The sequence below is a fragment of the Maribellus sp. YY47 genome, assembly GCF_023111095.1.
In the GTDB taxonomy this organism is placed as follows: Bacteria; Bacteroidota; Bacteroidia; order Bacteroidales; family Prolixibacteraceae; genus Draconibacterium.
The window spans coordinates 67,762-94,030 of sequence record NZ_JALGYW010000007.1; the positions used below are offsets into that span (position 1 = coordinate 67,762).

General features: G+C 43.0%; 18 protein-coding genes. 12 read left to right on the plus strand and 6 right to left on the minus strand.

From position 1 onward, the window contains the following. Positions 1-8: 8 nt before the first annotated feature. The 9 genes from MR764_RS07275 to MR764_RS07315 all read left to right on the plus strand — a co-directional run bounded on the left by MR764_RS07275 (position 9) and on the right by MR764_RS07315 (position 16,472). A complete protein-coding gene (locus MR764_RS07275; RefSeq protein WP_247978743.1) occupies positions 9-1,940 on the plus strand; it encodes a RagB/SusD family nutrient uptake outer membrane protein in 1,932 nt (643 codons plus the stop codon). A gap of 117 nt (positions 1,941-2,057) precedes the next feature. Then, entirely contained in the window at positions 2,058-3,254 is a 1,197-nt protein-coding gene (locus tag MR764_RS07280; RefSeq protein ID WP_247978744.1) for a DUF5000 domain-containing lipoprotein, read from the plus strand. A 27-nt stretch (positions 3,255-3,281) separates the two neighbouring features. Beyond that, the gene (locus MR764_RS07285) at positions 3,282-4,388 is read left to right on the plus strand and encodes a DUF4998 domain-containing protein (protein WP_247978745.1); all 1,107 of its coding nucleotides are present in this window, start codon (positions 3,282-3,284) and stop codon (positions 4,386-4,388) included. 473 nt (positions 4,389-4,861) lie between these two features. Further along, the gene (locus tag MR764_RS07290) at positions 4,862-7,345 is read left to right on the plus strand and encodes a hypothetical protein (RefSeq protein ID WP_247978746.1); all 2,484 of its coding nucleotides are present in this window, start codon (positions 4,862-4,864) and stop codon (positions 7,343-7,345) included. 15 nt (positions 7,346-7,360) lie between these two features. Continuing rightward, the gene (locus MR764_RS07295) at positions 7,361-9,790 is read left to right on the plus strand and encodes an FAD-dependent oxidoreductase (RefSeq protein ID WP_247978747.1); all 2,430 of its coding nucleotides are present in this window, start codon (positions 7,361-7,363) and stop codon (positions 9,788-9,790) included. Positions 9,791-9,851: 61 nt separating this feature from the next. After that, positions 9,852-11,897: an alpha-galactosidase gene (locus tag MR764_RS07300; protein ID WP_247978748.1), complete on the plus strand. Its 2,046-nt coding sequence runs from the start codon at positions 9,852-9,854 to the stop codon at positions 11,895-11,897. A gap of 29 nt (positions 11,898-11,926) precedes the next feature. After that, positions 11,927-13,426, plus strand: coding sequence for an alpha/beta hydrolase fold domain-containing protein (locus tag MR764_RS07305; RefSeq protein ID WP_247978749.1), 1,500 nt, complete (start codon positions 11,927-11,929; stop codon positions 13,424-13,426). Positions 13,427-13,441: 15 nt separating this feature from the next. After that, positions 13,442-15,337 (plus strand): FAD-dependent oxidoreductase, encoded by a 1,896-nt coding sequence (locus MR764_RS07310; protein WP_247978750.1) that lies wholly within the window; start codon positions 13,442-13,444, stop codon positions 15,335-15,337. A gap of 19 nt (positions 15,338-15,356) precedes the next feature. Beyond that, positions 15,357-16,472, plus strand: coding sequence for a hypothetical protein (locus tag MR764_RS07315; RefSeq protein WP_247978751.1), 1,116 nt, complete (start codon positions 15,357-15,359; stop codon positions 16,470-16,472). 40 nt (positions 16,473-16,512) lie between these two features. Here the strand turns inward: MR764_RS07315 and MR764_RS07320 are convergent, their stop codons facing one another. From MR764_RS07320 to MR764_RS07340, 5 genes are read right to left on the minus strand one after another with little or no spacing between them, the layout of a single operon-like run. Then, positions 16,513-17,748: an ABC transporter permease gene (locus MR764_RS07320; protein ID WP_247978752.1), complete on the minus strand. Its 1,236-nt coding sequence runs from the start codon at positions 17,746-17,748 to the stop codon at positions 16,513-16,515. Position 17,749: 1 nt separating this feature from the next. Then, complete coding sequence (locus tag MR764_RS07325) at positions 17,750-18,931, minus strand: ABC transporter permease (RefSeq protein WP_247978753.1); 1,182 nt, start codon at positions 18,929-18,931, stop codon at positions 17,750-17,752. A gap of 12 nt (positions 18,932-18,943) precedes the next feature. Beyond that, positions 18,944-19,918: an efflux RND transporter periplasmic adaptor subunit gene (locus MR764_RS07330; RefSeq protein WP_247978754.1), complete on the minus strand. Its 975-nt coding sequence runs from the start codon at positions 19,916-19,918 to the stop codon at positions 18,944-18,946. A 27-nt stretch (positions 19,919-19,945) separates the two neighbouring features. Then, positions 19,946-21,469, minus strand: a complete 1,524-nt coding sequence (locus MR764_RS07335; protein WP_247978755.1) for a TolC family protein — start codon at positions 21,467-21,469, stop codon at positions 19,946-19,948. Positions 21,470-21,474: 5 nt separating this feature from the next. Then, positions 21,475-22,050: a TetR/AcrR family transcriptional regulator gene (locus tag MR764_RS07340; RefSeq protein WP_247978756.1), complete on the minus strand. Its 576-nt coding sequence runs from the start codon at positions 22,048-22,050 to the stop codon at positions 21,475-21,477. A gap of 462 nt (positions 22,051-22,512) precedes the next feature. Between MR764_RS07340 and MR764_RS07345 the strand changes: the two genes are divergently transcribed. From MR764_RS07345 to MR764_RS07355, 3 genes are read left to right on the plus strand one after another with little or no spacing between them, the layout of a single operon-like run. Beyond that, positions 22,513-22,806: a glycoside hydrolase family 88 protein gene (locus tag MR764_RS07345; protein ID WP_247978757.1), complete on the plus strand. Its 294-nt coding sequence runs from the start codon at positions 22,513-22,515 to the stop codon at positions 22,804-22,806. A gap of 14 nt (positions 22,807-22,820) precedes the next feature. Further along, positions 22,821-23,450, plus strand: a complete 630-nt coding sequence (locus MR764_RS07350; protein ID WP_247978758.1) for a glycoside hydrolase family 88 protein — start codon at positions 22,821-22,823, stop codon at positions 23,448-23,450. Positions 23,451-23,466: 16 nt separating this feature from the next. Then, positions 23,467-24,324 (plus strand): DUF4861 family protein, encoded by an 858-nt coding sequence (locus MR764_RS07355; protein ID WP_247978759.1) that lies wholly within the window; start codon positions 23,467-23,469, stop codon positions 24,322-24,324. Between the two features lie 88 nt (positions 24,325-24,412). On the opposite strand, the gene MR764_RS07360 is transcribed toward MR764_RS07355, so the two are convergent. Beyond that, the gene (locus MR764_RS07360; RefSeq protein WP_247978760.1) at positions 24,413-26,116 is read right to left on the minus strand and encodes a glycoside hydrolase family 9 protein; all 1,704 of its coding nucleotides are present in this window, start codon (positions 26,114-26,116) and stop codon (positions 24,413-24,415) included. Between the last annotated feature and the right edge of the window lie 153 nt (positions 26,117-26,269).

Consider the following 26,269-nt stretch of genomic DNA (forward strand, 5'->3'; position numbering starts at 1 on the left):
AAGTTACTATGAAAAAGTTAAAAATTATTATAACGATAAGCGTACTTGTTTTCAGCTTTGCATGTTCTGATTATTTAGATGTGGTACCTGATAATGTTGCTACAATTGACCACGCATTTCTGGACAGAACCAGCGCCGAGCGATATTTAGCCACTTGTTACACTTATTTCCCTGAATTATCCGATCCAGCAGGAGATCCGGCAATACTTGGAAGCGACGAGTGGTGGGCAATTGAAGATGACTACTATAATAGCCGTAACCAAAGCTATGCCGGATTAAAAATTAAAAAGGGTGAGCAAAATTCAAACAGCCCCTTATTCAATTTTTGGGATGGTTACAACGGGGGAAAAGCCTGTTACAGGGCAATCCGCGATTGCAACGTCTTCCTTGAAAATATAAGAAAAGTAGGGGGTGATTTAAGTGAAGAAGAAGCCGCCAGGTGGACTGCTGAGGTAAAAGTATTGAAAGCCTATTATCATTTTTATATGATGAGAATGTACGGGCCAATACCAATCGTCAAAGAGAACCTTCCTATTTCTTCCAATATTGATGAAGTCAGAGTTTACAGAGATCCCTTTGATGAAGGTATAGACTATATTGTTAGTTTACTCGACGAAGCTGTTCCGGATTTACCCTTGGAAATCCTGAATGTAAGTGCTGAAGATGGTAGAATTACGAAACCGATAGCACTCGCCTTAAAAGCTGAAATCTTAGTAACAGCTGCAAGCCCGTTGTTTAACGGAAATTCTGATCTGGACAGATTGGTTGACAACCGTGGGGTACAATTGGTAAATACCACATACGATGTGTCGAAATGGAGCCGGGCGGCAACAGCATGTAAAAATGCGATCGACACTTGCTTGCTGGCCGGGCACCAGTTGTACGAATTCACCAAGCAAACCAACCTCTCTGATTCTACAAAACTGTTGATGACACTTCGCCATGTTGTAACCGACAGGTGGAACAAAGAAATTATCTGGACCGAAGCAAAATTGTCGATGTACAATTATCAGCGTGCCACCACCCCACTCTTCTTTATTGAGCAGTTTCAGTGGATGCCAACCGACCCGTACATGTGCCCCACCCTGCGAATGGCAGAACTCTTTTATACTAAAAATGGCGTTCCGATTGAAGAAGATACGGGCTTTGACTACCCAAACCGCTTTAATACAACGGCTGCACCCGATGAAGCAAAATACTACATTCAGCCCGGGTACGAAACCGCCAAATTGAACATCAACAGAGAAGCAAGGTTCTATGCCAACCTGGCATTCGACGGAGCAATATGGTTTGGGAATGGCCGTTACAAAGACGTTGGAGATGGCGCAGCCAATGAACAACCTTGGGTTTTTCAGACAAAAAAAGGACAAGCTCAGGGAAAAACATCAAATATACGATACTCCCTATCGGGATATTGGGCAAAAAGAACCAGCCATTTCGAAAGCGTGAGCACATCTTCATCGTCGAACGTAATTGTACGTTCTACCTTCCCGGTTATTCGTTTGGCTGATTTGTATTTGTTGTATGCCGAGGCATTAAACGAATCGATGGAAATACCGAACCAGGATGTATATGAATATATCGACAAAGTTCGGGAACGTGCCGGATTAAATGGAGTTATGGAAAGCTGGCAAAACGCTTCAAGATACCCGTCAAAACCATCTACAAAAGAAGGAATGCGTGAAATTATTCAACAGGAAAGAATGATTGAATTGGCCTTCGAAGGGAAACGTTTCTGGGATATCCGCCGATGGAAAACTGCTCATGAGTGGTTAAATCAGCCGATTAGAGGATTGAACCCGGCAGGAGAAACGGCTCAGGAACTCAATTCTGTAAGAGTGCTTTACACTCCTGAATTTTCGACAAAAGATTACCTTTTCCCAATTAGGCAATATAACCTCAGGGTTAATACAAACCTGATTCAGAATCCATATTGGTAAACTAAGTAAATTCAATTCGAACGAAATGAAACAAGCATGTTAAATTTTTCATATAAGAGATGATTAAATTTTATGCGAATTCATGAGTTTCCGATGAAAACTTTAAATATAAAACGAATGAAAAAATACATCATAAGCATTGCATTTCTGATCTTCTTTGCGTACTCGTGTACCGAAGAACCGATTGGGCAATATCCCGTTGACGAAACCTCCCCGCAGATGATTTCGAATCCGGTTGTTACAAACTTTAAAGGTGGAGCAACAATTAAATACGAGCTCCCCGGAGATAAGGATTTACTCTGTATTAAGGCAGTTTATACACTTCCTACCGGAGAGAAAAAAGAAAAACTAGCCTCTGCCTATATTGATGAGCTCACAATTGAGGGATTTGCCAAAGCCACAAAAACAAGCGTAAGTTTGATCGCTGTTGACAAAAGTAGAAATGAATCGGCACCTGTTGTTGTTGAAATAGAACCACTCGACTCACCAATTTTCGACATCTACTCCAGCCTTTCTGTTATTGCCAGCTTTGGAGGCTTAAAACTTACCTGGGAGAATCCCGAAAAGAATGATATCGTTGTTGGAGTTGTCGCTAAAAATGAGGAAGATGTTTTTGTCTCTGTTGAAAATTTTTATACTTCTGTTAGCAGCGGCCTTGGTACTGTTCGTGGTTTAGAAGCCAAAGAAACAGAATTCGGTATTTTTATCAGGGATATTTATAACAATTATACTGATACGCTTTTTACTGTGATAACTCCCTGGGAAGAATCGGAATTGGATAAGGGTCTTTGGAAAGGTATGCCGTTGTGCTCCTCATACACTTTGTCACAATATGGAGGAGCAATTAGTGTTTTGTGGAATGGAGTGACTCTGGCCGATGGATATGGGTGTTACTATATCAACAGAACTTCGTCAGACCCTATATTTTTTACATTAGATTTAGGAGTTTCAGCCAAATTTTCGAGATTCAAGTTCTGGGGTAGAAACGAATGGTACTTTAACCTTCACCATCCAAAAGAATTTGAAGTGTGGGGGACCAACGATCCCAATGTTGCCAATGGTGGTGCATGCTCCTGGGATGGATGGGAATTGTTACTTAGCGGCACTTCTACAAAACCATCAGGAGATGACGCAACATCCTTTGCAAATCTAACAAGTGAAGATCTGGCACTGGCCTATACAGGAGAAGAATTTGAATTCTCGCTCGACGTTCCCGCGGTGCGTTACATTCGGTTCAAAACCATTCGAACCTGGACAGACTCCAACAGTTCATTTGTATCAGAATTAACATTTTGGGGGCAGGTAAATGAATAAAACCAATTGATTTTAAAGTTTAAGCAAATGAGAAAAATAAAATATTTAGGACTGTTCATCGCTTCCATGTATATGATATTGCTGTCGTGTTCCGACATGAATGATAAACATGATATCTATATGCAAAACGGTGAGATTCTGTACATCGGGCGTGTTGACTCGGCAGTGGTACTTTCCGGCAACGAGCGCTTTATCCTTCGTTACTGGATTACCGATCCAAGAGCAAAAGAATTAAAAATCTACTGGGATGAAAAAAGTGATTCTATTGTAGTTCCAATACCAGAGCATTTGGCGGCTGATTCAATCGAAGTCTTGGTAGGCGACAACTCGCTTGCTGTCCCCGAAGGTGCTTATACCTTCCAATTAGTGACAACTGATGGCGAGGGTTTAACCTCCGTAGATTTTGATATGATCGGCAACGTTTACGGGTCGCAATTCGAAGCAACCCTGGCACAACGTTTTGTAAAAGAAACAACCTTCGACCCTGACAATAACCAGCTGGCCATAACCTGGGGCGATCCGTCCTCAACCAGAGATATCGGAGTAGAATTGACTTATTACGAAGGCGAAGAAAAGAAGGTGATTAAAATCTATAACGAAGATGGCGCTCAAACCGTATTAGATAATTATAATCTAGACAAAGGAGCTTCGTACCGTACCATGTTTTTACCCGAGGAAACAGCAATCGATACCTTCTTCACAAGTTCAGCTTCTCTTGAAATCATTCAAAATGTTGCCTTAAATAAGCCAACAACCACCAGTTCTTATCTGAGAGCCGGATTTGAAGGAAGCTATGCCGTCGATGGTATTATTACTTCCGCTTCAAGATGGATTACTCTTGCCGATGCAGGACTTGAACATTGGATAGAAATAGATTTGGGGAAAGAATATTCGCTAGCTTCTTTCACTGTTTATAAGAATTTGTACAATCAGTATCTCATCCCAAATTTCAACTTCCAGATAAACGTCAACGGAGATTGGGTAAATGTTGTTGAGGTGAATAATTTCCTGGGCGAAACATATTCAGCAACCTTTGAGGAGGAAATCAAAACCGATAAGGTTCGGGTTTTTGTTCCCAATTACGAAAATAACATGGTGAGAATAATGGAAATTGAAGTTTACGCAAAACTTTAATTAGCCAGGAAACCAAAAGAGGCTGTCTTAAAAGTAAATTCCTTTAGTTGTCGAAATTTACTTTGGGCAGCCTTTTACTTATGTTTTTAGTAAATCAGAATCATTCAAATGAGCTATTTAAAGCGCTTGAAAAAGGAGTACTTTCAAAATATACTTGCATAATGGTAAAAGAGAAAAGTGGTCATAGTCGCGTGAAATTATGAAGTTTGAAATTGTGAAGTTTTATTACAGAACTCACCCTGATTGAGAATACGTCACAATCATTCCTCTATAAGCATCGAAATGGAGAAGAAGGAGAGTCAGAAACATTACTAAACGAACATATATTCATTTACAGCAGATGAACTTTTTACAACTTTAATAAAGAGATTATTTACAAGATTTTCTTTTATCGAAAAACAGAAGAATCCAATAGTACAAAACCGGGGAAACAATATTTTTTAGAAGAAAATCAAAAACTAATAAACTTAAAAATGATAAATCGACTTTCATTTATTGCAGTCTGGGCACTGCTGATGTCTTGTCAGCCCAAAAATGAATTAAAAGAAAAGCCTGTTCAGGTAAGCGGAATTTATCCCTCGCTTGCTTATTACAACAACGAAGGAGAATGTGGAACAGGCGCCGTTGTTCCCTGGGCCGATCGTTTGTGGGTGATCACTTACGGGCCTCACCTTCCACTCGGTTCTTCAGATAAATTATATGAAATAACTCCGGATTTGGCACAAATTGTTCGTCCTGAAAGCATTGGAGGAACTCCGGCCAACCGAATGATTCATAAAGAAAGTAATCAGCTTTTTATTGGTCCTTACGCTATTGATGCTGAAAGGAATGTGCGAGTAATTCCCTATTCCGTAATGCAGGGCCGTCATACCGGGAATGCACGTCATTTATTTAAACCGGCTGAGATGATCTACTATGGAACCATGGAAGAAGGTTTTTACGAAGTGGATGTGAATGCTCTTAACGTACATGAATTATACAAAGACGGAAATAATTCGAATGGTAGAAAAGTTGAACACGACGACACCGGAGTAAATCCCGAAAATGCCACGTTGCCGGGAGCACATGGCAAAGGTTTGTACTCGGGACAGGGAGTGATGGTGTATTCAAATAATGGAGAAGCAACCCAGGAAGCCCAGCATAAATTCGACGTCAAAGCCGGATCGTTATCGGAATGGGATGGAAAAAACTGGAAAGTTGTCCGCAGAAACCAGTTTGTTGAGATAACCGGCCCGGGTGGAATTTATGGAAATTCTAATCCGGAAACCGATCCGATTTGGGCAACCGGTTGGGATCACAGATCACTTCTTTTGGGTGTAAGAAATCCGGAAACAGGTTGGGATTTCTATCGTTTACCCAAGGCAAGTCACAGTTACGATGGTGCACATGGATGGAATACCGAATGGCCTCGAATCCGGGATATTGGTACCAATGAAAATCCGGACTACCTGATGACCATGCACGGTATGTTTTGGCACTTTCCGGAAGGATTCACTGCCAAAAGTTCGGCAGGTATTCGTCCGCGTTCCGCCTATTTAAAAGTTATTGGCGATTTTAGCCGCTGGAACAACCAACTGGTTTTTGGTTGCGACGATTCAGCTCAAAAGGAATTCCTCAATAAAAGAAAACAAAAAGGAAATATTGAAGGGCCGGGACAATCCAATTCAAATTTATGGTTCACTTCCATCGAAAAACCAGACCAACTTGGACCGAACACTGCATCGGGATCTGTTTGGCTGAACGATGATGTGAATGCAGGAGAATACTCGGAACCGTTCCTGTTTTCGGGCTGGGCTAAACGATGTGCCTGGATCAAAAACAGTGGGAAAAGCACTGTTGATTTCAGTTTTGAAGTAGACAAAAACGGAACAGGTGAATTCAGCAAAATGAAAGCTGTAAGTGTTGCTCCCGGAAGCTCTGAGTTTGTTGAATTTGGCACTGAAGAAACAGGCGAATGGGTGCGGATTGTTACCGATAAAGCGACAAATGCTACCGTAAGTTTTAACTACACCGACGTAGACGAAAGGGCTACTTCACCGGCTGAAATGTTCGGGGGACTGGCCGCAGTTGATCAGAACGAAGCTCTGGGAGGACTTTTGTACGGACTGGGAAATAACCGACGTGCATTGGGAGTTTCGGCGATGAAATTTGAGGATGAAACTGCCACTGAAACCGGGTACTACGAATTGGATGAAAATCTGACCCTGGTTGCCAAAGACGATGCAGAAACCAACAGTTTTATCAAAGAAAAATTTGCTATTCCTGAAAATGTTGTTCAATTCGATAATTCTTCGGTTTTGGTAGTTGACGACCAGGGACGCCGTTGGAGATTGCCATTGGGGAGCAGTGAATACGAGTCGCTGACAAACGCGGCACAACTGCGTATTTGCAGGGAAGTTGCCACCGAACGTGACTTATTTAATTGCGCCGGTACTTTTTATGAACTGCCGGCCGAAAATGCCGATGGTTTTGCAAAAATCCGACCGGTTTCTTCGCACAATTTCAGAATTCACGATTATGTATCGTACCGAGGCATGTTGGTTTTAACCGGCCTTGAAAGCAATGTGCAGGCAGGAGAACACATCGTTCGTTCCGACGACGGCAAGGCCGCTCTGTGGGTGGGTACCATTGACGATCTGTGGGAAGTGGGCAAACCTGTTGGGCATGGTGGACCGTGGAAAGATGCAACAGTAAAGGCCAATGAGCCTTCTGATCCATATTTAATCGGATTTTATGACAACCGCAGCCTGAAAATCTCGCACGACAAAAAACAAGCAGTCACTTTTAGAGTTGAAGTTGAACCGATCGGACATAGCCCGTGGATGCTTTACAAAGAAGTAAGTGTTCAGCCCGGCGAAACTTTCAATTATGAATTTCCGGCAGATTTTCAGTCGCGGTGGATAAGATTTGTTGCAGATAAGGACTGTAAAGCAACTACCTGGCTGGAATATAAATAAATTTCGAAACTGATTATGAGAACTTTTGCCACACTGTTAGTCATTATGCTTTTCTCCGGAACTGTGCGATCGCAGTCAGCCGAAACAATTCTAATAGAAGCAGAAAGCTTTTCCAATACAGGTGGCTGGGTTGTAGATCAGCAGTTTACCCATCTAGTGGGAAGCAGTTATTTACTGGCTCACGGGATGGGCACACCGGTTGCAAATGCCAGCACAAAACTAAAGCTACCCGCATCTGGGGCCTACCGAATTTGGGTTCGAACCAAGGACTGGGTTCCCGAAAATGAACAAACTCCGGGACTATTTAAATTGAAAGTCAATAATGTTCAGTTGGAGCAAACATTTGGCATTAATCAAGACTGGAACTGGGTGGATGGAGGGACCCAAAATCTTTCGGGAGATAGTATATTCGTTGAACTGGTCGATCTGACCGGTTTCGACGGACGTTGCGATGCAATTATCCTCACAACTGATCTTGATTTTATTCCCCCAAACCAGAAGGAGGAACTAGATTCCTGGTGTCGTCAGATACATAACCTTCCCGACAGTCCGCCTCTGGCAGGTACCTACGATGTTGTTATTGTTGGGGGTGGAATGGCAGGATCTTCTGCTGCCTTAGCTGCAGCCCTGGAAGGTTGCTCTGTGGTTTTAATTCAGGACCGGCCCGTATTGGGAGGTAATGCAAGCGGGGAAGTACGCGTTCATACAATAGGAATGTCCGGTTACCGCATTGTTGATGAAATAAACACCGGGCATTATGTTAATGGCTCACCTCTGGCTGCTCAAAGTACCGAAAACAGACACCGGATAATAGAAAGCGAACCGAAAATAACTTTAATGCTATCAACCCGCGCCTTTAGAGTAAACACCACCGGGCGGATTGTTAATTCTATTGATGTAAAACATATTGCCAGCGGAGAGGAGAGCCGGATTAAAGGAAATCAGTTTATCGATTGTACCGGTGACGGCTGGATCGGATACTGGGCCGGAAACCGATTTATGATGGGTCGTGAGGCGGCCGATGAATTTGATGAGTCTCTTGCTCCGCAAACCGCCGATAATAAAATGATGGGGAGTACCTTGTTATTTTTGAGCAAGAATGATTCTGTGGTGCAACCATTCCCCGAAGTTCCATGGGCAATGGACGTTGCCAAAGATTATTCTGCAGCTCAAAACGAATGGTTTTGGGAATATGGAATTGGCCTGAATCCTTTTGCCGACGCCGAACACATACGTGACCACCTTTTAAGGGCAATTTATGGCGCCTTTTACAACGAAAAACAAAAGCCGGGAAATGAGAACCTTAAGCTTGACTGGGTTGCTCACATTATGGGAAAACGAGAGTCGAGAAGGCTGGTGGGCGAACACATTTTAACGGAAAAGGATGTGAGAAATTCAGTCGATTTTGAAGATGCAGTGGTTGTGGAAGAACGCGAGATTGATCTTCATTTACCAAATTCTGAAACCTACGATTTTCTTACAAAAGCATACTTTACCCAAATCAACAGATATCATGTGCCATTTCGGAGTTTCATTGCGGCCGATTTCGAGAACTTAATGATGGCCGGAAGATGCCTTAGTGCCTCGCATGTTGGTTTAGGAAGTCCCAGGGTGATGAATACTGTCGGACAAATGGGGGTGGCAACAGGCTGCGCTGCAGCACTATGTAAAAAGTACAATACAACACCTCGTGATGTTCACGAAAATTATTTGGATGAACTAAAACAAATGGTCGGTATCGATCAGTCGATTCCTGATGGAGGAATGATTTATGACAATGCCGATTTTGGCGTTGATGTTTATGGCGATTGGGTAAACAGCACATATAACAATACATATTACGGGAGCAACTACATGCATGACAACGATGAGGGAAAAGGAGAAAAGTCGGTAGTGTTTCACCTTAATATTCAAGAATCTGGAAATTATACTGTATATACCCGTTATACAAGTGGAGAGAACCGTGCATCAAACACTCCTTACGATATTTTACATGCCGACAGCTTAACGCGGGTTTTAGTAAATCAGCAGAATTACGACGGAGTTTGGTTAAACCTGGGAAGCTACTATTTTGATGCATCAAAAGAAAGTAAGGTTACCATTTCGCCCGAAAATACCGATGGCCACGTTATTGTTGATGCAATCTCGTTGGTGAAAGAAATCGTAACCGGAACATCTGATATATATGAAAAGCAAACAGGAATCCGTTCAGTTTGTGCAAACAATACCGAAGTACGATTTTATATTGATGCTCTGGACGGGAAAGGGAACCTGGAAATTTTTAATCTTCAGGGGGAAAAAATGGCCTTCATCGAAACCCATTTTTTAAAGGGTAATCAACTTGTAACCTGGCATTATAATGCTCAATCAATGTCAGACAAAGTTCTACTTGCACGGTTTACACAAGGTGAATTAAGTGCCTCTATGAAATTTTTTATAAAGTGATGGTTTAACTTAGATATTTTGTTACTTAGGCTTATTAACAGACCAATTGAAACTATTAATAATGAGAATTTTATCCCAAAATAAAAAAGATGCTTTTACTATATTGCTCGGTACCTTGTTTTTCATGCTTTGCATTACAGATGCAAAAGCCCAAACACAGGCTTTCCTGAAAAACGATACACTATCGCTTTCAAATTCAATGATAAAAAGACAGTTTTTGTGGAATAACGGAGAATTACTGTCGCTCGATTTGGTTGATGTAAGAAGTGGGAAAAAGCTACTGGTGCAGTCGAATCTACCGGTATTTCGCACTACAAAGAATTTTTCAGTTAAAGAATCATCATTTAAAACAGAAAAGGTTGCCGAAGACAATTTGAACTACGCTCATCTCACAGCCGAAGTTTTGCTTGATTACGGTAGTTTTAAATTGAAACGGATATTCCGGATCTATGAAAATGTACCGGCCATTTCCTGCGAAAATTATCTGTGGGTAGATCAGGATTCGGAACTGGGAAAAGCCGCGGCATTCCTACAAACTCCAATCCAACTTGAGAATATTAATTCGGTTATTAAGTATCCGCATTTAAAAGCTGTTGAGTTTTTCGACAGAACCGATCATAACAATAACCTGGTAAAAGAGGAGGAGGCACTGGCGTTCAGAAGTGACCTGGGGCTGAAAGGAAATCTATTGCAAGTTTCTTCTCCCCAGGCTGAAGAACCCGGATTTTTTATTCTGAAGGAAGCGCCTTGTTCGTTTGTGCAATTAAGTTATCTGGGCTATGATTTTAAATCAACCCGAAATGCGATAAGTGTCGCCGGTGCAGGTATTTCAACCCAATCGTTAATTAAAGGTGAGTGGGTAAAGCTGTACGGAACTGTAGTTGGCGTTTATGATAGTCCAGAACTTGGTTTTATGCATGCTTTACATACCTATCAAAGGTCTGTTCGGAAAACGGTTGCTGAACGAGATGATATGATTATGATGAATACCTGGGGCGACAGAAATAAAGATGCAAGCATTAGTGAGTCCTTTTTGAAAGCAGAGCTGGGCGCTTGCGAAAAATTGGGTATTTCACATTTTCAGGTTGACGATGGTTGGCAACAGGGATTATCACAGAACTCGGCGCAAGCCAGCGGAAATAAGTGGGATTCGTGGTCGAAAGAAGACTGGAAACCTCATGCCGAACGACTGCCAAACGGTTTTAATCCAATAGTCGAATATGCCCGCAAAAAAAATATTGAACTGGGGCTCTGGTTTCATCCCAGTAATCACAACAGTTACGAAAACTGGAAAACAGATGCCGAAATTATTCTGAATTTATACAACACTTATAACATACGATATTTTAAAATTGACGGGATAATGTTGCCCGATAAGCTTGCTGATCATCGTTTGCGCATGCTTTTTGATAAAGTTGCAACTGAATCTGAAGGGGACGTTGTCATCAACCTCGATGCCACTGCAGGAAACCGAACCGGGTACCATTACATGAATTCGTACGGAAATATTTTCCTCGAAAACCGCTATACCGATTGGGGAAACTTCTACCCTCACTGGACTTTGCGCAATTTGTGGCAACTGTCGGCCTATGTGCCTTCACGGAATTTTCAGATTGAATTTCTGAATAAATGGCGTAACAAAGCTGTTTATGGCGAGAATGACCCACTTGCACCCAATGCTATTCCATTCGAGTACCAGTTTGCAATTACAATGATGGCTCAGCCACTAGCCTGGTTTGAAGGGACCGGCTTGCCTGACGAAGCCATGAAAATCGGATCTGTAATAAAAAAATACAGAAGCATTCAGGCTGATATTCATTCAGGAGATATTATTCCCATTGGAGAGGAGCCAGGCGGCTTTGGCTGGACAGGTTTTCAGTCTGTAAAAGACGATAGGAACGGATACTTATTGGTTTTTCGGGAAAAGAACAAAGAAGCTTCCTGCTTAATGGAAACATACTTACCTGTCGGTAAAAATGTTGTTTTAACTCCTGTTTTGGGAACCGGCGATAAGATAAAAGCAACTCCAAATTCAAGGAGAGAGATACAGTTTGAACTACCTAACGAGTTTTCATACTGTTTATACCAATATGTGATTGAAGATTAATGAGTAATCCCTGAATTTGTTTGGTGTATATGCAACGAAATAATTATTCAATAGCTAATTCTCGGATTCTGATCTCTATTTTATTGATCGGGCTATTGGGTTTTTGCTCATGCAATGCAAACAAACAGGCAGGACCTGAAAAAGCTGAATCCAAACGAATAACGATTCTCGGGTTGGGCGATTCCATTACCGAGGGAGGCAAAACTTTCCACTCGTATCTTTTCCCTTTGTGGAAACGTCTTTTTACCGCAGGTTATAAATTTGATTTTATTGGGCCGCGAAGCAGCAACTCTCGTATTGGAAAAATTAAACACTGTGGTTTTAGCGGGGAAAATGCAGAGTTTCTAAAAAAACAAATCGACAGTATTTATCGTGAATATCCGGCCGATATTGTGTTGCTTCATTCGGGGCACAACCATTTTAATACCGAAAATCCGGTGAATGGGATTATTCATGCCCAAAAATCAATAATCGAGAAAATTCTGACCATCAATCCCGATGCAAAAATTCTGGTAGCAAAAGTAGTTGAAAGCGGAAAGCTGCCTAAGTATTCTTATATCCCGGAGTTAAACCAGCAAATTGAAAAAATGCTTGCTGACCTGAAGAATCCCAACGTGACTTTAGTGGATCAGTCGAAAAAATTCAATTGGGGAAAGCACAGTATCGCCGATAAAGTTCATCCTAATCCCGAGGGAGCCGAAATTATGGCAGATGCCTGGTTCGAACGGCTAAAACAAGTATTACCTGAACCGGAAAATTCTTTTCACCCTGAAATTGTACCATATAAAACTACAGAACAGGGAAATCTGGATCTGCATATTTTTAAGCCTGAAAAATCGAACAATCAGGGAAAATATCCGGTCATCGTATACTTTTTTGGAGGTGGCTGGAGTTTAGGTACACCTCTGCAATTTTATCGCGAATGTGATTATTACGCATCAAAAGGATTTGTAGCTATTGCTGCCGACTATCGCATTAAGTACCTGAATCATACAACGCCTTTTGAAAGTGTGGAAGATGCAAAAGACGCAGTAAGATGGATTCGTGCCAATGCCGAAGAATTAAACATCGATCCTGACAAAATAGTGGCTGCAGGTTCTTCTGCGGGAGGACATTTGGCTGCGGCGATCGGAACCTTAAATGAAACGCATAAGGGTGCGTTAAGCAATTATAAACCCAATTTGATGCTACTTTATTACCCGGTAATAGATAACAGTGAAGAAGGATATGGACCCGAGATCATAAAGAGCCGGTACCTGGAGATTTCGCCCCTACATAACATTGATACTGCGACACCGCCTGCCTTGTTTGTTTTGGGAACCCAAGATCCGCTGATTCCTGTGAAAACAGCAAGAGAATTTAGGGCAAAAATGGAAGAGAATGGTGTTGAATGCGAATTACATCTGATTGAAGGGGCAGGACACCCAATTTTTTATTATGCAAAAGACCTCACAGATGAATTTTATACCATTCGAAAGTTAACAGATCAATTTCTTTTGAAACATGGATATCTAAATAATGAAAACTAAAAAGAAGATACTGAAATGACGAAACTATTTATGAATAATCACCAATACAATAACACGATGAAATACACTTTTTTAATTGCGTTTATATTCTTTTCGTTTGTGCTCTCTGCTCAAAAAACGTCAGTTTTTATCGAAGCTGAAAGCTTTTCAAACACCGGCGGATGGGTGATCGACCAGCAATTTATAAATGAGATGGGCTCGCCTTATCTGATGGCACACGGCATGGGCATTCCGGGAAAAGATGCCGAAACCATCGTTAAGTTCCCCAAGACAGGCAAATATTACCTGTTTGTTCGTACAAAAAACTGGGCAGCACAATGGTCGGATGCAGAAGCTCCCGGAAGGTTCCAGGTTTTGATCAACGGAAAACCTGTAAACAAAACATTTGGTACCGAAAAAAGTGACTGGGACTGGATCGAAGGCGGAGAAGTAGAAATAACTCAAAAAGAAACAAGTATTGCACTTCACGACTTAAGCGGTTTTAACGGGCGCTGTGATGCACTCATATTTTCTGCCGACTCTGAATTCAAACCGGTTAACGAATTAAATGATTTATCGGCATATCGCCACGAAATGCTTGGAATCCCGGATAAACCCAAAAATGCAGGGACATACGATTTTGTGGTTGTTGGAGGAGGAATGGGTGGCGTGTGTGCCGCCATTTCAGCTGCACGACTCGGTGTAAAAGTGGCACTCATTCAGAACCGACCGGTACTCGGAGGAAACAACAGTTCGGAGGTACGCGTTCATTTGGGTGCAAGAATTAAACAAGAACCCTGGCCCAACCTCGGAAACCTGGTGAATGAAATTGGCCCGGAACAGGGAGGAAATGCACAACCTAAAGATTATTACGAAGACGATAAAAAACTAAAAGCTGTGCTGGCAGAAAAAAACATCACTTTGTTCCTGAATTGTAATGCTGACGGAGTGAAAATGGAAGGAAATAAGATTGCTGCAGTTACTGCTCAAAGTATTATTACCGGTGAACGCTTTATTTTCAAAGCTCCACTTTTTGCTGATTGTACCGGAGACGGAACCATTGGTTTTTTGGCCGGAGCGGAATTTATGCAGGGCCGCGAAAACCGCGATGTTTTTGGTGAACAAACTGCCCCCGAAGTTTCCGACAATCTTACTATGGGGGCCTCCGTTCAGTGGTTTTCAAATAAAAAGGAAAAACCGGCTCCTTTCCCCGATATTAAATGGGGCATTGAAATAAACGAAGAAAAATCGCACGCCCTTACCCGGGGAGACTGGGATTGGGAAACCGGAATGGGTATCGATCAGACAAAAGATTTTGAGCGTGTTCGCGACTATGGAATGCTGGTGGTTTTTTCAAATTGGGCATACATCAAAAATCATTCAACGGTAAAAGACAAATTTGCCGACGAACAACTGCAATGGGTCGCTTTTATTGCCGGAAAACGCGAAACCCGCCGTTTGGTTGGTGACTATGTTTTGAATGAAAATGATTTGCGAAACCGAACGGTTTATCCCGATGGCACTGCACCAACCACCTGGACAATGGACTTACATTATCCGCATCCTGAAAATGCAGAGTTGTTTCCTGATGCACCTTTTCGTTCCATTGCAAAACATATAAAAATTTATCCCTACCCGATTCCTTTCCGCTGCCTGTATTCCAAAAATGTTTCAAACCTGCTGATGGCAGGGCGCCATATCAGTGTTTCGCATGTTGCACTTGGCACAACACGATTGATGCGTACCATCGGAATGGAAGGAGAAGTAATCGGGATGGCCGCTTCGATTTGCAAAAAAGAGAAAACCACTCCCCGGGGTGTTTACCAACATTATTTTGCCCAAATGGAGAAACTCATGGACAAAGGCATCGGAGATGCCAGCCTTCCCAACAAACAAACCTACAACATGGGTGGAACGTTGATGGAGGAGTAACATCAGAATCCTAATTTGAATGAATTTAAACAAAAGAAATAGCAGCGTGGTGATCGTGTGGATTGCGGTTATCGCGCTGCTATTTTCATCCTTCAAAAGTAAATTCAGCCACAACCAACAACCGGCTTTTCACTTTTTAACCGAAGATTCGATCGATATTGAAGTAATTGCGCTTTTCGGGCAGGATTCGGTATTAAGCGGATACAAAGCCTATGTTTTTTCCCCGGTTTGTGAAGATACAACCTGTTACCCGGTTGAACTTGAATTTTACTGGGACGTACTGGGCAGGTATCAAAAGTATGAAGTATTTCCGGGCAGGGGGTTGACAAAACTCGATCACAAACCGTTTACCGAGGCCGACTACAATACGCTTTCAAGGCTACTACTGAACAATGAACCCGCTTTTCTGGCAATGAAACGTAAAGACCTGGTGGTGAAAGTAAAAAAAGATACGGTTGACGGATACACAGGAGCCACTATTGCTGCCATTAAAAATGAAGTAATTCCGGGAGCAGTGTACAGTTGTTATACTTTGTGGCACATTGCACACGGCGTTGTTGCCGACAGTATCAAAAATAACACACAAAGGCATTTTAACCCTATTCTTCTGAAAAGTTTGTTTGATTCAGGCGAAATGGAAGCCGCCTACTACTTAACCGGCAGACTTACCGAAGAAGAATTCGTTACTTACCTGCCTGAAATACTAAAGCTTTTGCGCGAGAGGAAAGGATATCTTGCGCAACACATACTGGAGCAACTTCCACCCAAAGTAGTTGGTTCGGAAAGTTTTCAGGATTCGATGGTCACGATTATGCCGAGTCTTGATTATTACGCACAAAAAAGCCTGCTACGGCGGTTGGATGGAGCTCTGACTTCAAACAAACTGGGGAAAGTTCTGGCTGAAAATATTGACTCAAGGGGTTCTTTGCACAATGAACTGATCATCAGAATATTTTGTAACAACGGCAGTCAACTCACCCCTGAATTGTATCAAACCTTTCTGCAGCAATTACTAACAAAAGAAGTAAGGCTCAACAAAACACAATCGGAGAGCATTAAGAACCTGGCGAATAGCAACAAACAACTCAAACCGCTTATCAAAGCCTTGAAGCAAAAAACGCTGCTCAACCACTAAATACAAACTAAATTGCGCCTAAGTTCTGGATTATTTTCCTTCACGTTTGAATTGAATCAGACGCTGGTTTACTTCCATTTTTTACTTTATCGGCATACACATGCAGGTAAAAATACACCAGTGTAAATACTGCATAAATTGTCGCCTGAATATAAAGAGCAATCATGTCGTTTCGAATACCAGACATCTCCACTCCCATGGTTCTCAAACGCAGATACGCGGGAATAGCAGTTGTTCCGGGAAATATTTTAGACAACACCACCAGCCATTCGGGCATGGCCGAAACGGGCCACGAAATTCCACTTAAAAACAAAGCAATGGGTGACAGAAATACCATAAAAACGATCGATGATTCCCGGTGTTTGAATAGGGTTGAAAGTGCAATCCCCAGAAAAATAGTCGCCAGTAAAAACGGGAACAGCAACATCATGATATGCAGGATACTTCCTTTATCGGGGTAGTTAAACCAGTGGTGTACCAAAATTACTGCCAGCACCACGTTGAACAACGAAACCAGCATGTAAGCCCCGGTTTTGCCAAGTAAATAAGGAAGAACCTCCCGTCCGCGCCGGTCTTCCGGTAGCAAAAACGGTGTTTTTTTCGATGCTGAAAATGATCCACCTAAAATACCGATTCCAATCAGCAAGGTTTGCTGAATGATAATCAGAATTATACCCGGCATTACAAAACTCCCATAAGAAGCATTGGGATTGTAGAGAATATGCGTGTGTGTACTGATCGGGCTGCTGGCCACCACGGCCTGATCAAACGACTTGCCTTCGATCATATAGCGCTGCACCGCAACACCGGCATTAAAATAAGAATTCACCAGGTTGGAAGCCAGAATTTCAGCTTTGTATTTCAGGAAATAGCTTCCATCGGCATAAACCGAAACATGCGCCTGCTTCCCGTTTAATATTTCAGTTCCAAAACCTTTCGGAATCAGCAACACGCCTTTTATCTCATCTTTCATGAATAGTTTCTCGGCCTCATCCAGGCTGGAAGGATTGCAACTAACATCCAGTTCGTTGGTGGCATCAAGCATTCGCGTGTACTGGCGGCTCATGCTGCTTTGGTCGAGGTCAACTACGCCAAACGACAATTCAGTCAGCACTTCGCCCGAGTATCCAATAGAATATATGAGCGGATACATGATCATCGCGCCAACCAAAATCAGTAAAGCACCTTTGTCGGCAAAAACCTCGCGCAATTCCTGTATAAAATGAAGCGCAATCAGCTCCAGGCTTCTCGGACTATTTTCTTTTTCCGTTTTCATCTTATGCTTTTCCCCAGTATTTTTCTTCGCTCAGGCGACGTTTATATAACTTAAATCCGGTAAAGGCCAGCAACTGAAAAATCAAGATATAACAGATGTAAACCAAAGCCTCTCCTACCGGGGCACCGCGCAGCGACTGCGAAATAAAAAGCTTTTCCCACCAGGTAAACGGAAAAGCAGCAGCAAAAACCCGTGCAACCATTGGCATCCCTTCAAAAGGAAAGGTAAGTCCTGAAAAGGTTATAGCCATCATCGAATAAGCGCTGGCAATGGACAGCGACAAACGCAGGTTGAAAGTCAACGCAACCAGCCAAACGCCCAGCAACTGGTAAGTGATCATAGTAACCAGTTGTCCGAACAGGATCAGGAAAAAACTACCGTTCATTGGCATTCCGCCAAATTCGTACAGCAGTACATTTATCAGCATGGCAAATCCTGTAAAAATTACAGTGTACGGAAACATTTTCCCGGCAATGGCCAACCTGACACTCGAATTGCTGGTTTCCAGCAAATCGCGGCCGGTGCCTCTTTTCAGTTCGTTTCCGAAGGTGTAAATCGACGACAAAAATGCAAACAGGTACAATATAATGTTCATCATGGCCGAATTCAGAAAGTAATTGTAGTTTCCATACGGATTAAACAAAATATGTTGTCGCAGTTCAACCGGCATAATCCGGGCCATCGCCTGTGTTTCATTCTTTCCGTCCAGCATTTGTTTTTTTAGCTGAATCCCGGCTGAAATTGTTCCAACGGTTTTCAGCACCGAACGTTGAATAATACCTCCTTTCAGCACATTGGTGCCGTTGATGTAGGCCGGCACAACAGCTTCCACTCCGTTGTAAACTCTTTTCTCCAGGCCGGAAGGGAGCAATACGATTGCATCAACCTGTGCACTTTCGAGCATTTCGCGTGCCTGAAAAATATCGGCAGGCGATGCCACCACTGCCATATCGGGAGAAGCCTCCAGTGCATTCCGTAATTTGATAGATAGATTGGAATTGTCCTGATCGACCACTGCAATGGGTAAATCACGCGCCACCCCTTGTCTGAAAATAAAAAACAGCAGGAAAATACCGATCATCGGCCCCAGGAACAAAAGGAAACGATACGCAGGATTGTGCTTGATCCTTTCGGCCTCACGCTCCATCACCATAAATATCGGATGTCTTTTCAGCTTGGTCATTTTCAAATGATTTTACAAACGAACCACGGCGGTCATTCCCGGACGCAGCCCCGGAATTTTGGTTACCGGACGGGCTTCAATTTCAAAAGATTTCAAGTCGAACTCACCCGAAGTTTTAGTGGCGTTGTAACGCGCAAAATCGGCCGTCGGGCTGATGTAAGTTACTTTAAACTGAAACTCCTGATTTTCCAGTCCGGGGATCATTGCTGTAAATGTTTCGCCCATTTTAAAATGACTCAGGTAATCTTCGCGGATATACAAAGTGGCCCAGATATCGTCGATATCCATCACATTCACCACCGGAAATCCGGTTGAAACCAATTCGCCTTCTTCCACATTCACTCCTGAAACTTCGCCTTTCGCAATCGAGTGGATTGTAGTTTCATCGAGGTACGACTGAACTTGTTCGATAGCGGCGTCAGCGCGTTTAACAAGCGCTTCGGCAGCTGCTTTGTCTTCTTCGCGTGCACCTTTTTCGGCTTTCTGCCAGATGGCTTTTGCCGCATTGGCTGTTTCGCGGGCCGCTTTCATTTTTGTTTCAACTTCGTCGCGCTGTTGCTCAGGAACAACACCTTCGTTGTACAGATTCAAAATACGCTGAAAGGTTTTTTCTCCGAACTGGGCTGCAGCTTCGGCTTTTATGTATGTGCTGTAAGCCGCTTCGATGTCTTCTTTCTGAGCGCCGTTTTTTGCTTTCCGGCTTTGGGCATCGGCGGCCATGCGGGCAGCATTGGCTTCGGCCAGTTTTGCATCAATTTCCGGACTGCTAATGGAAAAAACAAAATCGCCTTTCTCCACTTTCTGTCCCTTTTTTACCGCAATTTCCTGAATTCTGCCCGGTACTTTCGAAGCAACGTTGTATTCTTTTGCTTCAATTTCGCCCTGTAAAATAATTGGCTCGGGTTTTAGTACCACAATCAGCGTGTAAACAATAAATGCTACAATCGCGACCAATACAAACAGAGAGGCTAGTGCTTTTTTACTCATCGCTTTTATTTTTTTATTTTTCTATTTCTATAATGATTCCAATACTGAATTCTCTCCGCGACAATACGACGTAAAATCTTCGGGAGTTCCTGTAGCCTGAAGAAAGCGGGCCAGCGCCACATCGTAATCGTAAAGTACTTTTAAACGCAATGCTTTTACCTGGGCTACTTTTGTGTAAGCTTCCACAACCGAGGTAGAAGTAGCAAATCCTTCGTTAAACGCTTTCTCTGTGCTGGCGGCATATTCGCTTGCCAATTCCAGCGTGGTTTCCAGTTCTGTTTTCTGTTCCATTTGCATGTGAAGTTCCTGGTACAACTTTGTTAAGTAGGCTTCGAGGTCGCTGTGTGCTTTCTGTTCTGCGAATTCAACCTGATTATGCAGCGTTTCGCTGGCGTGTATTTTATTATTCCGGCTCATGCCTTCAAACAAGGTCCATTTCATTCCTACGCCAACCAGCCAGTCGGGCATGTAAGGCGAAAGATTTTTGTCGATTAGATTGTAATTTCCCATTGCGGCAACCGAAGGCAAATAATTGCGTTTTTCCACTTTATGCTGAATATTCACCAATTCTTTTTTACCCTGAATTTGCTTTAACATCGGGTTTTCCTGTTTGGCTTTCGAAATCCATCCGGACAAACCCTCCAGTTCTTTGTTGATGAAAAGATGGCTGGAAGGTGTTAAGTTTTCCAGCGAATCATTTGCCAGTGTAGCTGCCAAACCCGATCGGATAATGTCCAGATTTCTGACTGCCTGTTTGTATTCACGGTCGGCTTCATTCCGTGCAACCTGTGCATGAAGAAGTTCCACTTTGGCGATGATACCATTGTCGAACATCTTTTGAGCATCCTGGTAGTGCTTGTCCATACTTTCCAGCATCTGCTCACGAACTTTCACCACCTGCAAACCCAGCTCCAGTCCGTAGTAGCGTTGCACCAACTCGGTAAGCAAGGCCCCCTGCTCCACCCGAACTTCCTCTTTGCTGATTCCAAGATTTACCCCGGCAGCTTCGTTGGCTCCCTGAATTTTACTGCCGACATAAATGGGCCAGACAAAGCCTGCCGAAACGCTTGCAAAATTTTTCTCCTGGATCATTCGGTCCCAGTCACCTGCCTGAACTTCCTGACCGGCTTCGAGTAGTTTATCGCGAACAGCAGCAGTACTCATATTATCGGGTAAAACGGGCAACACCTGGTTGGTGGCCGGATCGGGATTAGGCACACCCGAAAACACACCATAAGTTCCCAAGGTATTGTATAACGGAACAATGGCGTCGCGTACCGGAGTCAGATCCAGATGCAAAGGATCGGACATGGTTACCGCTTCGGCATTCAGTGAAACAGTTGGCAAATGAAGGCCGCGTTTCGCCTTTTGCTCAAACTCCTTCTGCTTCACCTGTTCTTTCATCCGCAGTAATCCCGGGTTGTTCTGCTCCATCATCTGATAAGCTTCTTCAAAACTCATCATTTGCGGCGTACTGGTTTGTCCGGCAACACTTCCGGCAACGCCCACAACCATAATCCACACAAATAACATATAAATACTCGTCCTCATGGCATCTATTTTAATAACTTCTTAATCAGGTATAAAAGATGTATCGTCTCTTTTTCCTGAATACTTGTTTCGTTTCTTTTAAAATGCAAATTGATGTATTGAAAAATGGTGGCGAGCATAATCAGGTACAAATCATTGTCCGAAATATTTTCGTCCAAATCTCCCGAAGCCTGCCCCATTTCACGTAATCGGTTAATAATCCGGTAGGTATTCTCTTTGATCTCCTTGTCCAGCAAAAAACTATAATCATTGGTCAGCACATACAGAAATTTGATCTTCACCGGCTCGTTATTGGCAATTTCGATAAAGTGACGAACAATCTTTTCGACCGTTTCCCAAAACGAATATCCATGCTGAATAAGATCTTCAAAATGAACCAGCACTTCGGCATACACTTCTTGCAAAATGGAATTCACCATTTCATATTTCCCTTTGTAGTGCATGTAGAAATAGCCCGAAGCCACTTGTGCATCTTTGCTGATCAACGCAGCCGAAGCTCCTCCAAAACCTTTTTCCACCACCAGCTTCATGGTGGATTGTTTTAAGCGCTGGATTTTGTTTTGATCTGTAATTCGTGCCATTCTACTATCATTAATAAATGAACGTTCATTCATTTAATTGAATACAAAAGTAAAAACAATCATTTAATCCCGGTGAATTTTCATTTCGATTTAAAAAATCTTTTACATTGAGATTTCTTTGTCTTGGGGCTGAACGCCGGTGTTTGGGAAAAACGTCACGCAAATTGATACAAATAAACTGCCGATTGAAAAACAGGTTATTTAGCTTTGCAACAAATCAAAAGAACTTATGAAATATATTGTCCCACTGCTCATTATCATCCTGTTTTTGGGCTGTTCGGTCCAAAGCAAAACACCAGTAAAGAGATATCCTGGGCAATCCGTGTTGCCGATGCCACAATGCACCGCTCCGACAGCCTGATCTATTATTTACGCGACAAGCCATAATATGAATACGATTATGCCATCCTTGGCGATGCGATTTACAAACTCAGAAATACCGATCCGAAATACGAACAATATTTGAAGGATTACATCGACTATTTTTTGCACGACGACGGAACAATTGACGGACATAAAACTTCGGATTTCAACATCGACCGGGTGAGGCAGGGAAACAGCATGATTTCGTTGTACGAAGATTACGGTGATGAAAAATACAAACTCGGAGTGGAAACGCTGGTTCATCAAATGGAAGGACAACCACGCACCAACTCCGGCGGATTCTGGCACAAAAAAAATGTATCCTTATCAAATGTGGCTCGACGGACTATATATGGCTCAACCGTTTTTAGTGCGTTACGCCACGGTTTTTGATCAATCCCAATGGTATGACGAAGCAACATTTCAGCTCGAAGAAGTTTATAGACACACCCTTGATTCGGTTACTGGTCTTATCTATCATGCCTGGGACGAAAGCAAACAGGAACGCTGGTGCAATCCCGAAACCGGCCAATCGAAACACTTTTTGGAGCCGCGGTACCGGCTGGTACATGATGGCGTTGGTGGATGTACTTGAGTTCCTTCCTGAAAATCATCGCGAACGCCAAAAACTGGTTGAAATATTGAATCACCTAAGTGCAGCACTGCTTAAGGTGCAAGATCCGAAAACAGGATTATGGTACCAGGTGCCCGACATGGGAGGCCGCGAAGGAAATTACCTCGAAGCATCGGGATCGGCGATGATTATTTACGCTTTTGCAAAAGGTGCAAAAACGGGCTGGCTCGATCAGAGTTACCTTGAAACCGCCGACACCTGTTTCGACAGCCTTATTAAAAACCTGGTTACCGAGGGCGAAGACGGGTACCCCAACCTCAACAATACCATCGGAGGTTGCGGATTAGGTGGAAATCCTTATCGTGAAGCCGATTACCATTACTACATTACGGAAAAAAAAGTGGTGAACGATCCCAAAGGCGTGGCCCCTCTAATTATGGCTGCCATCGAACTAAACAAATAATTTCAAACGCTTTAAAATGAAACGAATAACCATAGTACTATTTGCTGCCCTCCTTATTATTCTGGCGCAGGCACAAAATAAAACCGATGTAAGTTTATTTATGCACTCCGATAGTTTACAACAGGCTGAAATCAGCGCAGAATCGGGCGACCTGTACAAAACCATCGGGCATCACGGTCCTGCAGTCGAAAATGAGTGGATGGCATTACGCATTTATTTTAGCGAAAAAGCAGCGATCGATGTGTATTCAAAAGCCAGACCTCAGCTTGAATTGCAGGCAAAAAAATGGTATCCAACCGCAGAAGAGCAAAAAGAAGGCTGGGGAGCCGACTACTACAAAGTGGGAGAAACAGTTGGTTTGGGCGGAGTTCGTCTTTGGGACGGCGAAAAAGTGATAAAACTGAATCCTGTGTCGAACCGTACAGCACGTGTTGTAAAAGAACCAACCTGTTCGTACATGGAAATGTTGTCGGAAGATGTGTCCTACATGGGACGAAAAATTGATGTACTGGTACGTGTTACTGTCTATTCAGGTGAAAGAAATGCCAAGGTGGAAGCTTTTGCCTTAACCGATGACCCGGTGCAATTTGTAACCGGTGTGAATTACCACAAAGGCGAAGAGATTTATAAAAAAGAAGGACTTATCGCCGCATGGGGAGTTCATCCCGAAGATGTGGCTGCTGAAATTGTAGAGCTTGGAGCGGCTATAATGTATGATCCGGCAGACTTTGTAAAGACGCTTGATGATGGCACTCAGTTTTTATTAATCAGCAAACCGGGCAAGCAATTAAAAACATGGGTATCATCAGCTTGCGCCCGTGAACCGGAAGTAAATACCCTGAAAAAATTTATCAGCTTTCTGGAAAAGGAATAACAGTGGAAATGTAATTCGCTTTTCTAAAGAATCATTTCTTTATTGTCCGTTAGAAAAAAACCGTGACTTTGCTGAAAGACAAAACAAGCTACCGATCAATGCCATCTAACGCAGAAACCAGAAAAACCAACGGGGCATTCCAGTTGATCGCCGTTTCGTTGGTCGAATAACTGCATTCCTCGTCCACATACGAACTGGCCGGGAAGCGACTTCGCTGCACTTTATCCGGATCGCAGTCGGTAAACACGTTTGTATTCGGACCACCCACCAGGTAACCCGGCATGGGAGCCTCCACCCCATCGGCAGAGGAAATCCGCTGGTGCGGGTGCATTGGCGACTTGGAACCAAAACCAGTTACAAAGGAATAGCCGGTTGCATTTCGACCGAGGATGTAATCCAGGTCATTCCGGGCTGAAGCAAGGTATTTTTCATCCCCGGTTAAGCGAAAAGCAATCAATTTCAGCATACCCTCATTGGCCACATCGGAGTTACTTCCCCAGGCAAAATGATCGATGCTGACAATGTATGGCGACTCTTCCTCTTTGGTCAGTAAAAGATCGGCGTACGAAAGAAAATCCTGCTCTATATTGGAAAAATCACGGCGTTTTTCGGAAGTCAGTAAGGAAATCACCCCCAATGTATTTACCCGTCTCCATGTGGGTGTGCCCGGTTGTTGAATGGCATTCTGAACTTTCTGAAGGCATTGGTCATTTTCTGTCAACAGATACATTTCGACAGCTGCCCAAAACCATTCATCCTCTAAATTATTATCGCCATAAGCACCGGTCGAAATATCTCCGGGCTGTTCGTAAACCATATCCGGGTGACGAAGCGCCCATTGCCACGCTTTTTCTGCACTTGCAGCGGTTTCATTTGCCAGTTCATTTAAACTGTATGTACTTAGAACGCGGGATGCATAAGCCATGGTTGCAGCAAAATCGAGCGTTGCAGCAGTAGTTTTCTGAACAACATACCGCTGATCGCTGGTTTCCGAAGGCATTACAAAACCCACAAAATTTTTGGTTGTTAACTTGTGATACACCCCTCCGTCGTTGGGATCCTGCATGGTCAGCATCCATTTCAGGTTTACCAATGTTTCATCGAGAATATCAGGCAATTCATTATTCGATTCGGGAATATTCAGGTTCTGAGCCTGATGGTATTCTTTGTTTAATCGACTGCTCAGCAGCAAAGTATAAGTAGAAATTCCGCTGTTTACAACGTATTTTCCAAAGTCGCCGGCATCGTACCATCCGCCCGATGATGCAATTATGGTTCCTTTGGGCCGGTATGCGTCAACAGCAGAAACATGCACCACCACCGAAGTATCGGGATGCCCGGCTTTGCGGTGCCATTTACCGGCATAGCGTTCCTCCAGATCCACTCCGCAACGGGCATAATAATATGATTTTAATACAGCATCGGCCAGTTCTCCGTACAAACGGTCAGCAATTTTGAATGGATAGGAAACCGAATCTCCAACACATAAAACGTAGGTTCCCGGAGTAGTAAAATCAGAGAAATCGGCTAATTGGACTGAATCTCCCGATAATTCCCAGTACTCAGGCGGACCGGTTTCACCTTCAAAAACCACCTTCCCTTCACTGGTTTTAATCTGAAAATTATCGGATTTGATACGCAACAACGCGTATTTGGAAGATGAGGAGACATAACCGATCTGGTTAATCAGAATATCGTCCGAAGGAGTTTGAACGTCTTCTTCTCGGCTGCAAGCCATAAGTAAAAACAGGCAACTCGTCAGAAATACCTTTATCGTCATCTGTACCTTCATTTTTCTGGTATAATAATTAGAATCTTTTGTACACGTTCTTGAAAACGCTAAACCTTGTTGAACTTAGCTTATTTTGAGTCAATCGCCAAGCCTTAGGTCAAATTTATCAATCCACCCAAAAAGAACTGTCCTGTTATATTCCCTTTTTATCAC